Source organism: Planotetraspora phitsanulokensis, from assembly GCF_016863295.1.
GTDB lineage: Bacteria > Actinomycetota > Actinomycetes > Streptosporangiales > Streptosporangiaceae > Planotetraspora > Planotetraspora phitsanulokensis.
Window position 1 is genome coordinate 243,119 of record NZ_BOOP01000020.1, and the last position, 16,290, is coordinate 259,408.

The window sequence follows — 16,290 nt, forward strand, 5'->3', positions numbered from 1 at the left end:
GCCCCGCATCCAGCTGCTGTCGATGACTACGACCGGCGATCCGAGCGGGCGCGCAAAGCCAGGCGCGCCAGCGGGCGCACCGGATGACTAGGGTACCGGATTGGCGGCACCCAGGTCGAACCGGGCGGAACACCGGACAGGCGAACTTACCGCGGAGCGGCTTATTCGGCCTGCTTCCTGCGGGAGCGGCGACGCCCCCGCGAGTGGGCGGGCGGAGTGTCGTCGTCGGCCAGGGCGTCGGTGACGCTGTCCCGTCCGTTGGCGGAGGCCGCGACGACCGCGCTCTCGCTCGCCCCGAGCTTTTCGGCCACGGTCTTCTCGATGGCCATCTTGCCCTGCGTGCCGCGCGGCTCCGGCTTGGCCTCCACCGGGTCGGTGGAAAGGATCAGGCCGCGGCCGTTGCAGCACTCACAGGGCGTGGAGAAGGCCTCCAGCAGGCCCTGGCCGACCCTCTTGCGGGTCATCTGGACCAGGCCCAGCGAGGTGACCTCCGCCACCTGGTGCTTGGTCCGGTCCCTGGCCAGGCACTCCAGCAGTCGCCGGAGCACCAGGTCACGGTTGCCTTCCAGCACCATGTCGATGAAGTCGATGACGATGATGCCACCGATGTCCCGCAGCCGGAGCTGGCGGACGATCTCCTCCGCCGCCTCCAGGTTGTTGCGGGTGACCGTCTCCTCCAGGTTGCCGCCCTGACCGGTGAACTTCCCGGTGTTGACGTCGACGACGGTCATCGCCTCGGTCCGGTCGATCACCAGGGAGCCGCCCGAGGGCAGCCACACCTTGCGGTCGAGCCCCTTGGCGATCTGCTCGTCCACCCGGTAGGCCGCGAAGGCGTCGCCCTCGCCGTCCCACTTCGTGAGCCGCTCCACGAGATGGGGCGCGACGTAGCGGACGTACTCGTCCACGGTCTGCCACACCTCGTCGCCCTCGACGACCAGCGAGGAGAAGTCCTCGTTGAACACGTCGCGGACGACCCGGACCGTCAGGTCGGGCTCGCCGGAGAGCAGTTCGGGCGGGCTGGCCGACTTGGCCTTGCCCTGGATGTTCTCCCACTGCGCGGAGAGCCTCGCGACGTCGCGGCTGAGCTCCTCCTCGGAGGCGCCCTCGGCGGCGGTGCGGACGATCACGCCCGCGTTCTCGGGCATGACCTTGCGGAGGATCTGCTTGAGCCTCGTCCGCTCCTTGTCGGGGAGCTTCCTGGAGATCCCGGTCATCGAGCCGTCCGGCACGTAGACCAGGTAGCGGCCCGGAAGACTGACCTGGGAGGTCAGGCGCGCGCCCTTGTGGCCCATCGGGTCCTTGGTGACCTGCACCAGCACGGACTGGCCGGACTTCAGCGCCGCCTCGATCCGCTTGGGCTGCCCCTCCAGGCCGGCGGTGTCGAAGTTGACCTCACCGGCGTACAGCACGGCGTTGCGGCCCTTGCCGATGTCGACGAACGCCGCCTCCATCGAGGGCAGCACGTTCTGTACCTTGCCCAGGTACACGTTCCCGACGTACGACTGGCTCGACTCCCGGTCGACGTAGTGCTCGACCAGCACGCCGTCCTCGAGCACCGCGATCTGGGTGCGGCCGTGGCGGCGCCGGACGACCATGACGCGCTCGACCGACTCGCGCCGGGCGAGGAACTCAGACTCGGTGATGATCGGCGGGCGTCGGCGGCCCAGCTCGCGCCCCTCACGGCGGCGCTGCTTCTTGGCCTCGAGCCGGGTCGACCCGCGCACGCTCTGGACCTCGTCGACCGAGGTGCTGCGCGTGGCCCGGGGCGCGCGGATGCGGACCACCGTGTTCGGCGGATCGTCGACCGTGGCCTCGGCCTCGTCGCCCCCGCGGCGGCGACGGCGGCGGCGACGGCGCGAGCCGCCCTGCTCCCCGTCGGCGTCCTCCGCGGACTGCTCGTCGTCCTCTTCGGCGGCGGAGGCCTGGGTCTCCTCGGCCTCAGCCTCGGACTCCTCGCCCTCCTCCGCGTCCTTGGCGCGCGTTCCCCTGCCGCGGCCTCCGCGGCGGCGGCGCCGCCTGCGGTGCGAGCCGTCGGCGTCGCCGTCGGCGCCGTCCTCGTCCTCGTCCTCGACGACGTCCTGCGCCTCGTCCGTCTCCTCCGCCTCGTCCTGGTCCTGCGGCCACTCGGCCGGTACGGCGGGCTGGGGCCGGGCCGGCACGGCCGCGAACGGGTCGGGAGCCTGGAAGAGCGGCTGGAAGATCGCCGCGGGAGGCTGGAACGCCACCGAGGGCACCACGGACTCGCGCTCGGACATCCCGAACGGGTCCGCGACGACCCTGGCGTTGGCGGCCGGGGCGTCGTCCGCCTCGCGAGCGTCCTCTCCGGTGTCCCCCTCCTCGGTGAGGCCGGCGGCCGCGTCCTCGACCGGCGCCTGCTCATCGTCAAGGGGTTCGACGTCGAGCAGGTCGTCGGCCTGCGGCCGCTCGTCGGTCCGGCCCAGCCGGAGCGCGGCGGCCACCTCGGCCTCGGCGGCGCTCATCGCACTGGACCGCTCGGAGACGCTCTCGTCCTTCTTGCGAGTACGGCGCCGCCTGGTCGTGGGCGCCTCCTCGGCAGCGGTCTCGGCCGCCGCGGCCGGCTCAGCGGCCTGCTTCCTGGTCCGGGTCCGGCGCGTCGGCTTGGCCTCGGCCGGCTCGTCGGCGACCGCCGGGGCGGCGGTCTCGGCCCCCGCGCCGGTCACGGTGGCGGCCTCGTCGGCACCGGAGACCTGGGGTTCCTCGGGCGCGGCCTTGGCGGAGGTGCGGCGCCGGGTGGCGCGCTTGGGCTTTTCCGCGACCTCGGCGGGTGCCTCGGGACTGACCGCAGGCGGCTGGGCCGCGGCAGCCGCGGTGGTGATCGCCGGTCCGGCGTCGGTCTCGTCCGGCTCGGGCGGCGGCCCGGCAGGCCGGCTCGCCGCGCGACGGCGCGGCGAGCTCACCACGACACCACTGGTCACCTGCGTCACTCCGGACCCGGAGGACGGCTCGTTCGCCGCGAGAGTCTGCGCGCCGGTGGACGCCGAACGCGTCACCTGTGCGTCGAAGGTCTCCTGTGGCGTGTCTTCCGGCCTGGAGTCCTGCTCTCGGCCGATGTTCGTCGTTTCGCCGTCAAGGCGCACAGCCCCGTCGGCAGGGTCGTTCTCGAGCATGCGGGCGCTCTCCCGTCAGCCTCCGGGCACGTTTCCGCGCCGCGCGGAGGCTCTTGTCCTCACGTCCGCCGCCGCCTCCTGTGCGGGGCAGCGACGGCAAGTCTTATAGGTCCCCGTCTGCCCGTTCGACATCGAACGGATCGCCGGGCTCACCGGTCGTTGCGTCGAGCGGCCCCTGCGCCAGCCTGGTCACCTCGGGAGGTGACGGCGGCGCGAAGCCTGCCACGAGACGCAGACCCATGAGTACGTCATCGGGTCGAACGGCAGGTGTTTCATGCCGGACAACCATACGAAGTATGACACACGGCGGGCCTGGCTCCTGACCTGCCGTTCTCTCCTGCTCGTTCACGACGGCCACCGATCGCACCGCTTCGCGGGCGTCGAACCGCCGCATTCCCTTCTTCGTCAGGCGTTCGACCTCCACACGGTCGGCCGCCTCGAACTCCTTCACCGCCTGCTCAGCCGCTGCCACGTCGGCCCCCGGCAGGCGCAGCCGCCACACCGAGGCCTCCAGCCGGTCGGCCAGGCTCCCGGAACGGGCCTCGACCACCTCGAGCACGTCCAGTCCGGGCGGCAGTGAGGCGTCGAGGTCGGCGCGGACCCGCTCAAGGTCGCAGGCGCTGCTCAGGCCGATCTCGAGGTATTCGGCCTCGCTCGCCACCCCGGTGGGGGCGGCACCCGCGTAGGAGATCTTCGGATGGGGACTGAACCCCGCGCTGTACGCCACCGGGATGCCTGACCGCCGCACCGCCCTTTCGACGGCACGGGAGATGTCACGGTGGCTGGTGAAGCGCAGTCTGCCCCGCTTGGCGTAGCGCACGCGCAGGCGCTGCACCACGGGCGGGGGTGCCGGCCCATCGGGAACGGGTTTCAGAGTTCCGCCGTCCTTCCGAATCTCGGTCGATCGACTTTCAGGATAGGCCGCGCCGGGTGCCGGAGCGGCCTGTGGTGATGCGGGAGCGCCTCCCCCGTGCCGGTGCGAAGACCGCATTCCGGCCCGGGAGCCTCAGACCACGGTGAGCGGGAGCAACTTCCTGCCGGTCGGGCCGATCTGGATCTCCGTCCCCATCGTGGGGCAGACACCGCAGTCGTAGCAGGGCGTCCAGCGGCAGTCCTCGACTTCGACGTCGTTCACGGCGTCCTGCCAGTCCTGCCAGAGCCACTCACGGTCGAGACCCGCGTCGAGGTGATCCCAGGGGAGCACCTCGTGCTCCTCGCGCTCCCGCGTGGTGTACCAGTCGACGTCCACGGGCTCGCCGGAGAACCCGCGTTCCGCGGCGGCCATCCAGCGGTCGTAGGAGAAGTGCTCGCTCCAGCCGTCGAACCGGCCGCCGTCCTCCCAGACCGCGCGGATGACCGAGCCGACGCGGCGGTCGCCGCGCGACAGCAGGCCCTCCACGATCGACGGCTTGCCGTCGTGGTAGCGGTATCCGATCGCCCTGCCGTACTCCTTGTCGCCCCGCAGGGCGTCGCGGAGTTCACGCAGGCGACGGTCGACCGTCTCGTGGTCGCACTGGGAGGCCCACTGGAACGGGGTGTGCGGCTTAGGCACGAACCCGCCGATGGACACCGTGCAGCGCACGTCCCGGGAGCCGGTCGCCTCCCGGCCCGCCTTGATGACCTTCTTGGCCAGGTCGGCGATGCCGAGGACGTCGATGTCCTCCTCGGTCGGCAGGCCGCACATGAAGTAGAGCTTCACCTGCCGCCACCCCTGGCTGTAGGCCGTGGTGACGGTCCGGATCAGATCCTCTTCGGTGACCATCTTGTTGATCACCTTGCGCATGCGCTCGGAGCCGCCCTCGGGAGCGAAGGTGAGCCCGGACCTGCGGCCGTTGCGGGAGAACTCGTTCGCGAGGTCGATGTTGAACGCGTCCACCCGCGTGGAGGGCAGCGACAGACCCGTCTGGGTGCCTTCGTACCGGTCGGCGAGACCCTTCGCGACCTCGCCGATCTCGGAGTGGTCGGCGCTGGACAACGAAAGCAGGCCGACCTCGCTGAAACCGGACTCCTTGAGGCCCGCCTCGACCATGTCGCCGATCGTGGTGATCGACCGCTCGCGCACCGGACGGGTGATCATCCCCGCCTGGCAGAAGCGGCAGCCCCGGGTGCAGCCCCGGAAGATCTCCACGCTGAACCGCTCATGGACGGTCTCGGCGAGCGGGACCAGCGGCTTCTTCGGGTAGGGCCACTCGTCCAGGTCCATCACCGTGTGCTTGAAGACACGGGAGGGCACGCCGGAACGGTTGGGGACGACGCGCTTGATGCGGCCGTCCGGGTGGTACTCGACGTCGTAGAACTTCGGGACGTATACGCCTCCCGTGGAGGCGAGGCGCATGAGCAGCTCGTCGCGACCGCCGGGAGCGCCCTCGCCCTTCCACTCGCGGATGACCTCGGAGATCGCGATCGCGATCTGCTCTCCGTCGCCGAGCACGGCGGCGTCGAGGAAATCGGCGATCGGCTCGGGGTTGAAGGCGGCGTGGCCCCCGGCCAGCACGATCGGGTCGTCATCGGTCCGGTCCACCGCGTCCAGCGGGATCCCCGCCAAATCGAGCGCCGTCAGCAGGTTGGTGTAGCCGAGCTCGGTGGAGAACGACACTCCGAGGACGTCGAAGGCGCGCACCGGCCGGTGCGCGTCGACGGTGAACTGCGGGACGCCCTCCGACCTCATCAGCGCCTCGAGATCGGGCCAGACCGCGTAGGTGCGCTCGGCCAGCGTCTCGGGCAGCTCGTTGAGGATCTCGTAGAGGATCTGCACGCCCTGGTTGGGCAGGCCGACCTCGTAGGCGTCCGGGTACATCAGCGCCCAGCGAACGGTCGCCTCGTCCCAGTCCTTGACCGTCGAGTTGAGCTCACCCCCGACGTACTGGATCGGCTTCTGCACCTTGGGCAGGAGCGCTTCCAGGCGAGGAAACAATGACTCGACAGACATGCGTCCAGGGTATCGGCTCCGGGAGGCACGCCGGATCGGTCGCGGATCAGGGTCGCCCGCAGCCGCTCCGGCACTTCGTCAGTGCCATCTCTCCCGGATGTGGATGGCCTGGAGTATGCCCATCGAGGCCATGTTGGCGAACGCGGCCGTGCCTCCGTAGGACACGAACGGCAGGGGCACACCGGTGATCGGCATGATGCCGATCGTCATGCCGACGTTGACCAAGGTCTGGAACCCCAGCCAGGTGACGATCCCGCCGGCGACGAGGGCGCCGAAGCGGTCCTCGCACATCCGCGCGATCCGGAGGCCGCGCAGCAGGATCACCCCGAGCAGGGCCACCACCGTGACCGTTCCCACGAAGCCGAACTCCTCGCCCGCCACCGTGAAGATGAAGTCGGTGTGCTGCTCCGGCACGAAACGCCCGGTGGTCTGCCCTCCGTGGAACAGGCCCTTGCCGAACAGCTCTCCCGACCCGATCGCGACCAGCGCCTGGGTGCTGTTGTATCCGACGCCGCGCGGGTCGCTCGAGGGGTTGATCAGCGCGGTGAACCGGGCCACCTGGTAGGGCTTCATGAGCCCGAGCGACCACACCGCCTGCGCGCAGGCGACGGCCGCGACCGTCGCCAGGGCGATCCAGCGCTTGCGCAGCCCCGCGAACACGATGACCCCGGCGGTGATCACCGCCAGGACCATCGTGGTGCCGAGGTCGGGCTGGAGCATGACGAGGACCGCCGCGACGCCCGCGGCGGCGAGGCACAACGCCACGTCGAGCGGCCGCGGCCGGTCCTTCTTCTTCCCCTGGAGGTGCCGCGCGAGCAGGCGGGCCATGAAGACGATCAGCGCCGGCTTCGCCAGCTCAGCCGGCTGGATGGCGAAGCCGCCACCGACCATGATCCACGAATGATGGCCGTTGATCGTCGACCCCATGGGCGTGATGACGAGCAGGAGCGCCAGGATCGCGATGCCGTACACGAGCGGCGCGTAGGTGCGCAACCAGCGGTAGTCGGCCATGGCGATCACGAAATAGAGCACCAGGCCCACGCACAGGTTGAGCACGTGCTTCTTGGCCAGCGCGGTCGGCTCGTTGGAGATCCAGGTCCGGGTGGACGACCACACCAGCAGCGTCCCGATGACGCTGAGGGCGATCATCGCCGCGAACAGCACGCCGTCCATCCGCCAGATCGGCGAACCCTGGCCGACCGTGCGCTTGACGAGGGACCGTCTCCCGATCCTCACCGCCTCAGGCATGGCGCCGCCTCACCGGCCCACCGTGCCGTCAGGCCTGATCACCGGGAGACGGCTGGCGGGCCTCCCGTCGGGCAGCGCCGCCTTGACGGCCTTGCCGTCGTCGCCCTTGCCGAGCCCGAAGATGCCCTCCCAGATCTGCCGTACGGCGGGAGCAGCCGCCGAAGCGCCGAAGCCACCCTGGGAGACGAGCACGACGGCCACGAAGCGCGGGTTGTCGGCGGGAGCGAACGACGCGAACCACGAGGTGTCGGCCTTGCCGAAGACCTCGGCCGTTCCGGTCTTGCCGCCGATCTTCACCACGCCCATCGGGAATCCGGCGAACGCCCCCGCCGCGGTGCCGTCGGAGGTCACCTCGCTGAGCGCCTTGCGGATGTAGTCGCGGGTCTCGGTGTTGATCGGCAGCTTGCCGACCACGGGAACCGGGATCTCCTTGACGAGCGTGCCGTCAGGCTTGACCAGCGCCCAGCCGACCCGCGGGGCGCGCAGCTTGCCGTCACCCACGAGCGCGGCGTACGCCCTGGCGAGCTGGAGCGGGGTGACCTGCACGTCGCCCTGACCGATGGAGAAGTTGGCCGCCTCGTAGGCGTGGAGCATGTAGCCCTCGAGGCAGTTCTCGTTGGCGAGCCGCTTGGAGAACGCCGCGCGGGCCTGGTCCTCGATCTCCGGGTAGCCGGTCTTGGCCCGCCGGCACATCTGGTCCTTGGTGGCGTTCCACAGGTCGCGCTTCCAGGCACGGTTGGGGATCAGGCCCGCCGACTCGCCCGGCAGGTCGACACCCGTGGGCTTGCCGAAGCCGAAGGAGCGCGCCATGTTCGCCATGGGCTCCTTGACCTTCGACTTGGCCTTCTTCCCTCCGTCGCGCAGCCACTCCTCATAGCCCGCACGGTAGAAGACCGTGTCACACGACTTCACCAGCGCCGTGTGCAGGGAGATGGATCCCAGGCTCATGCCTCCGGCGTTCGGGAAGGCCCGGCCTTCGACGTTGTAGGCGCTCGGGCACTCGTAGGTGCCGTGCAGCGGCTGGCCGTCGGCGACCATCGCCGCGACCGAGCTGATCTTGAAGGTCGATCCGGGAGCGTACGTGCCCTTGATCACCCGCGACACCAACGGCTTGCCGGACTTGTCGGACAGCAGATGCCGGTAGTCCTTCTCGGCGATGCCGCCGGTCCAGACCGCCGGGTCGTAGGTGGGCCTGCTCGCCATCGCGATGACCCGTCCGGTCTTGACGTCCAGGACCACGCCCGCCGCGCTGTCGGCCTGCGGGTTGTCCCGCATGGCGTCGGAGACCGCCTTCTCGACGATCGCCTGGACCTTCGCGTCGATGCTGGTGATCAGGATGTCGCCGGGAGTCGGCGCCGCCTGCTGCTGGACCGCGATGGTCTTGCCCATGCGGTCGACCTGGACCCTGCGCACACCGGGCTGACCCCGCAGCTCGGCGTCGTACTGCGCCTCCAGCCCGTCCCGGCCCATAAGGTCGACGCCCGAGTAGCTGGCCTTGAGTCCCTCACGCCGCTCCAGCTCCTCCTTGGTCACGGGCTGGAGATAGCCGAGCATCTGCGCCGCGTTCTTCCCGTCCGGATAGCTGCGGAGGGCCTGGATCTCCGCGGTCACGCCGGGGAAGTCCTCCTGGCGTTCCAGGATCTGCAGCGCCTGGCGGCTGGTGACGTGGTCGGCGACCGGAGTCGGCTGGTACGGCGAGCCCGGCCAGCACGGCCGTGAGATCCCCGGCCCGCAGGGGCGGATCCGCAACTTCAGCGCCTGGAACTGCACTCCCAGCACCGCGGCGAGTTTCCTGAGCACGGAGTCGCCGCCATCGGGCATCCGCTCAAAACGTGCCGGGTCGATCGAGACGACCAGGCTGGGCACGTTGCGGACGAGTGGATGGCCGGTCGAGTCGAGGATGGCCCCCCGGAGGGCCGGCACACGCACCTCGCGGGTGCGTGTCTCCGTGGCCACCGCCACGAACTGCTTGCCCTGCACCATCTGCACCTGCCAGAGGCGCACGACCAGCACCACGAGCAATGCGACGACGAGCACCTGCAGGACGAAGAGCCGCCCCCTCAACCGTGTCATGCCGTCCCCCGTCCATAGCCCGTCACGAACTCCGACCCTCTGGCCCGCCGCCTCGGCTGTACCGCCCTCACCACCCAGAGCACCACGGGTGCCAGCAGAAGATTGCACACGGCGACCTTGGGCCACGCCGATCTGAGGACGGACCAGGTGACTCCCGGGTCACCGAGCAACGCGCCGATCCCGGACGCGAGGCCAGGCGCGACGACCGCGCACAATGCCACGACGAGCAGCGGCAACTGCCCGCCGGCACGGCCCGCCAGGTAGCCCAGGACGCACATCACCAGTGCCCACTGGCCCAGCGCATGGTCCGAGGGCGGCAGGAGATCGTAGGCGAGACCGCCGCAGAATCCGATCACCGCCCCCGGAACGGCGCCTCCGCGCAACGCGGCCAGGGAGAGGACCACGAGAAGCACCAGGTCAGGGCCGATCCTTGGCGACACTCTGTTCACCAGGCCGACCTGAAGCACCAGGGCGGCGACGATGAGCGCTGCCGCCACGAGGTTGCGAACCATCAGGATCAGGCCCCCCTGTCCTGTCTCCGCTGATCCACCGCTTCCTGTCCTGGCTGTCCCGGCGCCGCGCGCTCCGGCGCGGGCGTGGCCGCGGGACGAGTCTCTCCTCGCGGTTCATGCCCCGAACGCGGAGGCTCGGACTGCCCCGTGTTCACGTCCGGTCCCGCCACGGCGGGCTGCTGGTCGCTCGTCCGCGTCTCGGCCTGGCTCGTCTCCGCAGGCCCCGCCACGGGCGGCCTCAACGCGGGCGTCCGCTCGGCGGGCTTCGCCTGACGTGAGGCGGGAGGCTTGGGAACCGGCGGCAGCACCGAGTCACGCGGATCACGCTTGGGCGCCTCGGTCACCACGCCCACGACGTCGATCGACGAGAAATCGGCGAACGGCCTGGCGTAGGCGGTCCTGGTGAGCTCGCCGGGCGTGGTGTCCACCCGCTCGATCACCCCGATCGGCACCCCCGGCACGTACGGCGCGCTGCCCTGGGAGCCGAAGGAGACGATCCTGCGCCCCACCTGCACCGGCGACGACGAGTCGAGCATCCGGAACTTGATGAGGTTGTCGTTGCCTCCGGCCTCCCCGAGACCGTTCACCACGCCGAGCTCGTTACCGCCCTCCATCCGGGCTCCCGCCGCCAGGCCGGGATCGGTGAGCAGGACGACGGTCGACGTGCTCGGACCCGCGTGGACGACGCGGCCGACCAGGCCCTCGCCGCTGAGCACCGTCATGTCGGTCCGCACACCGTCGCCGGTGCCGATGTCGATCTCGACGGCGTCCTCGAAACCGGGCGAGGCACGGCGGGCGACGACCTGGGCGGGCACGATCCGGTAGCGGCCGAGACCTGCCAGTCCGAGCATCCGGTCGAGCTTCATGACCCGATCCCGGTTCAGCCGCTGCGCGTCGAGGTCGCTCTTCAGTTGTGCGTTCTCCTTGCGGAGTGCGGTGATGGCCCGCTCTGCGCCCGGCGCGTTGCTGATCGTCTTGAAGAAGCCGGTGATCGGCCCGGTGACGGTCGCAGTCGCCCCTTCGACCCTCCCGAACACCGAGGACGCAACGTCGCGCACTGGAGCAAGGAGGGTCCCGTTGGCGGCCCGGTGATCCACGGTTATGAGGATCAACGCGGCCGCCAGAAGGACTCCGATCACGAGACGGGCGCGGCGGGTGTCTCTCATGAACGGCTCTCCTTAGTTGCGGGGCTCCTGGACGAGGACCTGCTGGAGCGCCTCGAAGTCCTCGACGCACCTTCCGGAGCCGAGCGCGACAGAGTCGAGCGCGTTGTCCGCGAGGTGGACCGGCATGCCGGTCTCCTCCCGGAGCCGATCGACCATGCCCCTGAGCAGCGCACCGCCGCCCGTCAGGGCGATGCCCCTGTCCATGAGGTCGCCGGAGAGCTCCGGCGGGCACTTGTCGAGCGTGGACTTGACCGCGTCGATGATCACGTTGACCGGTTCGGCGGTCGCCCTGCGAATTTCCTCGGCCGAGATGACGACCGTCTTCGGCAGCCCGGTCACCAGGTCCCTGCCGCGGATCTCGGCGTGGAAATCCTCGCCCAGGGCGTACGCGGACCCTATTGCGATCTTCACTTCCTCCGCCGTGCGCTCCCCCAGCATCAGGGAGTACTCCTTCTTGGCGAAGGACATGACGGCGTCGTCGAGTTCGTCGCCCGCGATGCGGATGGACTGGCTCGTGACGATGCCTCCCATGGAGATGATCGCCACCTCGGTGGTACCGCCCCCGATGTCCACCACCATGTTGCCGGTGGGCTCGTGGACGGGCAGGCCGGCACCGATCGCGGCCGCCATGGGCTCCTCGATGATGTAGACCCGCCGTGCTCCTGCCTGATATCCCGCTTCCTTCACCGCGCGCTGCTCGACTCCCGTGATGCCGCTGGGAACCGCCACGATGATGCGGGGCCGGACGAAGTGCCGGCGCTTGTGGACTTTCTGGATGAAGTACCTCAGCATGCGTTCGGTCACGTCGAAGTCCGCGATGACGCCATCCCTCAAAGGACGGATGGCGACGATGTTGCCGGGCGTACGCCCGATCATCCGCTTCGCTTCGATCCCGACCGCCACGATCTTGCCGGTTGTGACGTTTATGGCGACGACGGACGGCTCGTTGAGCACGATTCCGCGCCCTCGCACGTAGACCAGAGTGTTCGCCGTGCCAAGGTCAACCGCCATGTCACGGCCCAGGAATGTCAGCTTGCTGCCCATGCGGAAGGAAGCCTTCCTTCAGGTGGTTGGCGGGATAACGCATCGCACTCGAATCGTAACTCGATGTACCCATCACTGGGCACATCGAGCTATCAGGCACGGGGAAAATCTGCGCTTCCCGGGCCAGGGATGTGCCACCACCTGGGAAAACACCAGAGGCCCCGGTTTAGGCCGGGGCCTCAGGCGCGGCAAGGACTAGAAACGGTCCGGAAAGAAGATCTTGATCTCACGGGCCGCGGACTCCGGGGAGTCGGAGCCGTGCACGATGTTCTCGCCGATCTCCAGCGCGTGGTCGCCGCGGATGGTGCCGGGGGCGGACTTCACCGGGTCGGTCAGGCCGGCGAGCCCACGGAACGCCTCGATCGCCCGGGGGCCCTCCACGACGAGCGCGACGAGCGGCGCGGAGGTGATGAAGGTGACGAGTTCCCCGAAGAAGGGGCGCTCGGAGTGCTCGGCATAGTGGGCCTTCGCCGTCTCGGCGTCGAGCGTGCGCAGCTCCATTGCCACGATCTTGAGGCCCTTGCGCTCGATGCGGCCGATGACGTCGCCGATGAGGCCACGACGGACACCGTCCGGCTTGATCAGGACAAGCGTACGCTCGGACACGGATTCTCTCCTCGTATGAGTGCTCGGTGACATGGTGCGCGGGTCGCGCGGGGTGCACAGGTGGCCTCGGCGGCGGCTGACCGCCCCCGGACGACCGGATCCTGCGGCGGCCGTGTCGTCCGAGGCCTTCGGTGCTCCGGCGGGGCCGGCGCAACGGCAGCTTACCGGTCCGTCAGCGACTCTCCGGTCGCGCCGTCCTCCCCCTCGGGCGACGGCGTCGGAGCGGGGATCACGACCTGCTCGCCCCGTGCCGCGCCGCCTCGGGAGAAGACGCCGCCTGACGCCCCGTCCCGGCGTGCCAGGACGGACGCGAGGACGATGACGACCACCACCACGAAGCCCCCGGCCAGCGCACCGGTATGGAGCGCGTCGACGAAGCCGCCGAGGACGGCCTGCCTGCTGGGATCGCTGGAACGGCTGACCTCCTGGAGAAGGAGGAACTGGATCCCCGAGGCGAGGAGGAAGCCCGCCATCACCGCGGGGACGCACAGCGACAGCCCGAGGAGCGCCGAGCCCTGACCTGCGAGCCTGAGCGCGCTGACCAGCGCGACGGCGGCGCCCGCGGCGAGCAGCACGAACGGCACCACGAGCGGCGGGCCGTACGGCTGCGGGACGAGCAGCCTGATCGCGCAGAGACCGGCCACGACCACCGCCAGCCCGCCGTTGGTGAGCCGGAAGGCCATCGACAGCGGGGCGCGGGCGGCCAGGAGCGCGGCCAGCAGGGCGGTCACGGCGGCCAGCACGAACGGCAGCCAGATCCCGGACAGTCCCGGGCCGCCGACGCCGCCCAGCTCGAGATAGGTGGTCTGCGCGGCCGTCGGCAGAACGACCAGCCCGACCGCCACGTTGGCGAAGGCCAGTGTCCGCCCGCCGGGCTCCTCGAACGTCCCGGTCGCGACGAGCCCCAGCATCACGACGAGCGCGAGGGCCGCGGCGATGACGACGAGGTTCGGCGACCAGTCGAACGTCATGCCGATCGCGAGGACCGCGATGCCCGCCGACGGCAGGGCCGTACGTGCCAGCCTGACCCGCTCCGCGCGCGCCGACCTGTTCCCCGCGTCCTCCGCGGGTCCGGCCTGGACCGAGGCGGCGACGTCGGCGTCCGCTCCCTCCTGGTCGGCGGACGCGGCCGCGGCGACGCGCTCGGCGTCGCCCCTGATCAGCCAGAGCACGAGGTAGGCGGCGGCCAGAGCGAGCGCGATCCCCGTGAGCAGCGGATACGGCTGCAGGGTCACCCGCCATGATTGGACCTTGTCGAGCGGCCACAGCGCCAAGGCCTGCGCCGAGAGCAGGCTGGCCGCGAGCATGCCCGCCCAGATCGGCAGCAGGACGTTCTTTCGCGGGCGCTCGAGCACGGCCGCGAGCGTGCCGGGCACGAGCATGCCGGCGCCGATCCCGTGGAGTACCCGCAGAATGCCGACGAGCCAGGCCGATTCCGCGTAACCCCCGGCGACGTCGGCCAGTGCCAGCAGCGTGAGCCCGGCGACCAGCACCGGCGCCGTGCGGAACCGCCGGACGGCGATCGACGCGAGCGGGACCGTCAGCAACATCGCCGGCAGAGCCAGACCATGCGCCCGCATCATCGACACGGGCGGGATGTCGGGCGGCAGCAGAGCCGCCACGATCGAGATGGTGTTGGGGATGGCGACGACCGCCAAGGGCAGCGCGACCGCGGTCAGCAGCCCGACGACGACGTCGAGGAGCACGGGGACGCGGACCGCTTTGACCATGACAGCGGTCCGAGCCTGCGGGATGGGAGGGACGGCCATGGTTGCCGACTTTAGCGCTTAGTCGTCCCCTCGACACGGCGAGCGACGAAGATGGCAGTTATCCATAGAGCGGCGAAGATCGCCCCGAGGAAGAACATCACCGTGACCAGGAAGCCGGTGGCGATGGCCAGAACCTGGATGACGCTGCCGGCGATGTAGGCGGAGGGTCGCTTGAGCATGCCCGCGACCACCACGCACAGTATGGCCAGGCCGATCCCGACCGTAACGGCGAGCGCCGGTTGCACGTGGTTGATGACGATGGCGACCGGTGTGGTCAGCGCGACCACGATGGCCTCCATGCCGAGCACGCTCGAGCCGAGCCGCCGCATCCCGGGCGTCACCTCGAACATGCCGCCCTCCTTCGTCTCCGGCTGCTCCGCGATCACTTTCCGCCCTTCAGCAGCACGCGGGCGTCACCCGCCGTGACGACGGATCCCGTGATCAGGACGCCGGAGCCGAACTCGTCCCCCTGGTCGGCGAGCCCCACCGCGATGTCGATCGCGTCGTCGAGGCGCTCGGCGATGTGGACCCGATCCGGGCCGAACACGCCCTCGGCCCGCGCCGCGAGGTCCTCGGGCTCCATCGAGCGCGGCGAGGAGTTCCGCGTGACCACCAGTTCCTCCGCGACCGGCTCCAGCAGTTCGAGGATGGTGTCGATGTCCTTGTCCGCCATCATCGCGACGACGGCGACGAGGCGGGTGAAGCCGAACGACTCGGTCAGGCCGTCCACGGTGGCCTCCATGCCGCCGGGGTTGTGCGCGGCGTCGACGACCACCGTCGGGCCACGCCTGACGATCTCGAGCCGTCCCGGGCTGGTGACCTCGGCGAAGCCCTGCCTCACGATGTCGTCCCCGAGCGGGTCACCGCCGGCGGACAGGGCCTCGACCGCCGCGAGCGCCGTGGCGGCGTTGCCCGCCTGGTGCTCGCCGTACAACGGGAGGAAGACGTCTTCGTAGACCCCGTTGAGGCCCCTGAGCTGAAGCAACTGTCCGCCCATGCCCAGCTCGCGGTGCAGGACGCCGAACTCCAGGCCCTCCCTGGCCACCGTGGCGCCCACCTCGGCCGCCCGCCTCATCAGGACTTCGGCCGCGGGAAGCGGCTGCTGGCCGAGTACGGCCGTCGCCCCCGGCTTGATGATGCCGGCCTTCTCCCCGGAGATCGTCTCGACGTCCGGGCCCAGGTAGTCGGTGTGGTCCAGCGAGATCGGCGTGACGACGGCGACGGTCCCGTCTGCGATGTTCGTGGCGTCCCAGGTGCCGCCCATGCCCGCCTCGATGACGGCGACGTCGACCGGAGCGTCCGCGAACGCGGCGAACGCCATGGCGGTCAGCACCTCGAAGAAGCTGAGCCTGCCGGTCTTGGCGTCAATGATCTCCAGGTACGGAGCGACATCCAGGTAGACCTCGGTGAAGCGCTCCTCGGACAGCGGCTCGCCGTCGACGGAGATGCGCTCCCTCATCGAGCTCAGGTGCGGGCTGGTGTAGCGGCCGACCCGGAGGTTGCGTGCCCGGAGCAGCGACTCCACCATCCGCGCGGTGCTCGTCTTGCCGTTCGTCCCGGCGATATGGATGACGGGGTAGGCCTTCTGGGGGTCACCGAGGAGCTCCATCAGGGCTCTGACCCGGTCGAGAGTGGGATCGAAATCCCACTCGACTCCCCTATCCATGATCGCTTGCTCGACGGCTCGGTATTCCACGGTTGTCAGCCTACGGGCAGATCATCGTGGTGCGACTCCCGACCCGCGTCTTCGGGTTCTCACCGCGCTTTGGATTTCCCGGTGATCGATCATTCCGGGTGTGCTGGATTTCTGCGGGG

12 protein-coding genes are annotated in these 16,290 nt (G+C 70.1%); all 12 read right to left on the reverse strand.

What is annotated here, in order from left to right:
- Window positions 1–161: 161 nt before the first annotated feature.
- Complete coding sequence (locus Pph01_RS22300) at window positions 162–3,128, reverse strand: ribonuclease E/G (RefSeq protein WP_204075063.1); 2,967 nt, start codon at window positions 3,126–3,128, stop codon at window positions 162–164.
- Window positions 3,129–3,231: 103 nt separating this feature from the next.
- Complete coding sequence (locus Pph01_RS22305) at window positions 3,232–3,963, reverse strand: TIGR03936 family radical SAM-associated protein (RefSeq protein ID WP_239116921.1); 732 nt, start codon at window positions 3,961–3,963, stop codon at window positions 3,232–3,234.
- A 171-nt stretch (window positions 3,964–4,134) separates the two neighbouring features.
- A complete protein-coding gene (locus Pph01_RS22310; RefSeq protein WP_204075065.1) occupies window positions 4,135–6,057 on the reverse strand; it encodes a TIGR03960 family B12-binding radical SAM protein in 1,923 nt (640 codons plus the stop codon).
- A gap of 78 nt (window positions 6,058–6,135) precedes the next feature.
- Complete coding sequence (rodA, locus tag Pph01_RS22315; protein ID WP_204075066.1) at window positions 6,136–7,305, reverse strand: rod shape-determining protein RodA; 1,170 nt, start codon at window positions 7,303–7,305, stop codon at window positions 6,136–6,138.
- Between the two features lie 9 nt (window positions 7,306–7,314).
- Window positions 7,315–9,378 (reverse strand): penicillin-binding protein 2, encoded by a 2,064-nt coding sequence (gene mrdA, locus Pph01_RS22320; protein WP_204075067.1) that lies wholly within the window; start codon window positions 9,376–9,378, stop codon window positions 7,315–7,317.
- Window positions 9,375–9,890, reverse strand: a complete 516-nt coding sequence (gene mreD, locus Pph01_RS22325) for a rod shape-determining protein MreD (protein ID WP_204075068.1) — start codon at window positions 9,888–9,890, stop codon at window positions 9,375–9,377. Before mreD ends, mrdA begins: the two co-directional genes overlap by 4 nt.
- Before the next feature lie 5 nt (window positions 9,891–9,895).
- Entirely contained in the window at window positions 9,896–11,056 is a 1,161-nt protein-coding gene (gene mreC, locus Pph01_RS22330) for a rod shape-determining protein MreC (protein WP_204075069.1), read from the reverse strand.
- Window positions 11,057–11,068: 12 nt separating this feature from the next.
- Window positions 11,069–12,100, reverse strand: coding sequence for a rod shape-determining protein (locus tag Pph01_RS22335; protein ID WP_204075070.1), 1,032 nt, complete (start codon window positions 12,098–12,100; stop codon window positions 11,069–11,071).
- 195 nt (window positions 12,101–12,295) lie between these two features.
- On the reverse strand, window positions 12,296–12,706 hold the full coding sequence (gene ndk, locus Pph01_RS22340) for a nucleoside-diphosphate kinase (protein WP_239116922.1): 411 nt from the start codon (window positions 12,704–12,706) through the stop codon (window positions 12,296–12,298).
- 161 nt (window positions 12,707–12,867) lie between these two features.
- Window positions 12,868–14,475: a hypothetical protein gene (locus Pph01_RS22345; protein WP_204075072.1), complete on the reverse strand. Its 1,608-nt coding sequence runs from the start codon at window positions 14,473–14,475 to the stop codon at window positions 12,868–12,870.
- An 11-nt stretch (window positions 14,476–14,486) separates the two neighbouring features.
- Window positions 14,487–14,825: a DUF4233 domain-containing protein gene (locus Pph01_RS22350; protein ID WP_204075073.1), complete on the reverse strand. Its 339-nt coding sequence runs from the start codon at window positions 14,823–14,825 to the stop codon at window positions 14,487–14,489.
- A 32-nt stretch (window positions 14,826–14,857) separates the two neighbouring features.
- A complete protein-coding gene (locus Pph01_RS22355) occupies window positions 14,858–16,141 on the reverse strand; it encodes a bifunctional folylpolyglutamate synthase/dihydrofolate synthase (protein ID WP_204075098.1) in 1,284 nt (427 codons plus the stop codon).
- Between the last annotated feature and the right edge of the window lie 149 nt (window positions 16,142–16,290).

What these genes read in the sequence shown, in the direction of transcription:
- Pph01_RS22300 (WP_204075063.1), bottom strand. Translation starts at nt 3,128, where the DNA reads ATGCTCGAGAACGACCCTGCCGACGGGGCTGTGCGCCTTGACGGCGAA.
- Pph01_RS22310 (WP_204075065.1), bottom strand. Translation starts at nt 6,057, where the DNA reads ATGTCTGTCGAGTCATTGTTTCCTCGCCTGGAAGCGCTCCTGCCCAAG.
- rodA (WP_204075066.1), bottom strand. Translation starts at nt 7,305, where the DNA reads ATGCCTGAGGCGGTGAGGATCGGGAGACGGTCCCTCGTCAAGCGCACG.
- mrdA (WP_204075067.1), bottom strand. Translation starts at nt 9,378, where the DNA reads ATGACACGGTTGAGGGGGCGGCTCTTCGTCCTGCAGGTGCTCGTCGTC.
- mreD (WP_204075068.1), bottom strand. Translation starts at nt 9,890, where the DNA reads ATGGTTCGCAACCTCGTGGCGGCAGCGCTCATCGTCGCCGCCCTGGTG.
- mreC (WP_204075069.1), bottom strand. Translation starts at nt 11,056, where the DNA reads ATGAGAGACACCCGCCGCGCCCGTCTCGTGATCGGAGTCCTTCTGGCG.
- Pph01_RS22335 (WP_204075070.1), bottom strand. Translation starts at nt 12,100, where the DNA reads ATGGGCAGCAAGCTGACATTCCTGGGCCGTGACATGGCGGTTGACCTT.
- Pph01_RS22345 (WP_204075072.1), bottom strand. Translation starts at nt 14,475, where the DNA reads ATGGCCGTCCCTCCCATCCCGCAGGCTCGGACCGCTGTCATGGTCAAA.
- Pph01_RS22350 (WP_204075073.1), bottom strand. Translation starts at nt 14,825, where the DNA reads ATGTTCGAGGTGACGCCCGGGATGCGGCGGCTCGGCTCGAGCGTGCTC.
- Pph01_RS22355 (WP_204075098.1), bottom strand. Translation starts at nt 16,141, where the DNA reads ATGGATAGGGGAGTCGAGTGGGATTTCGATCCCACTCTCGACCGGGTC.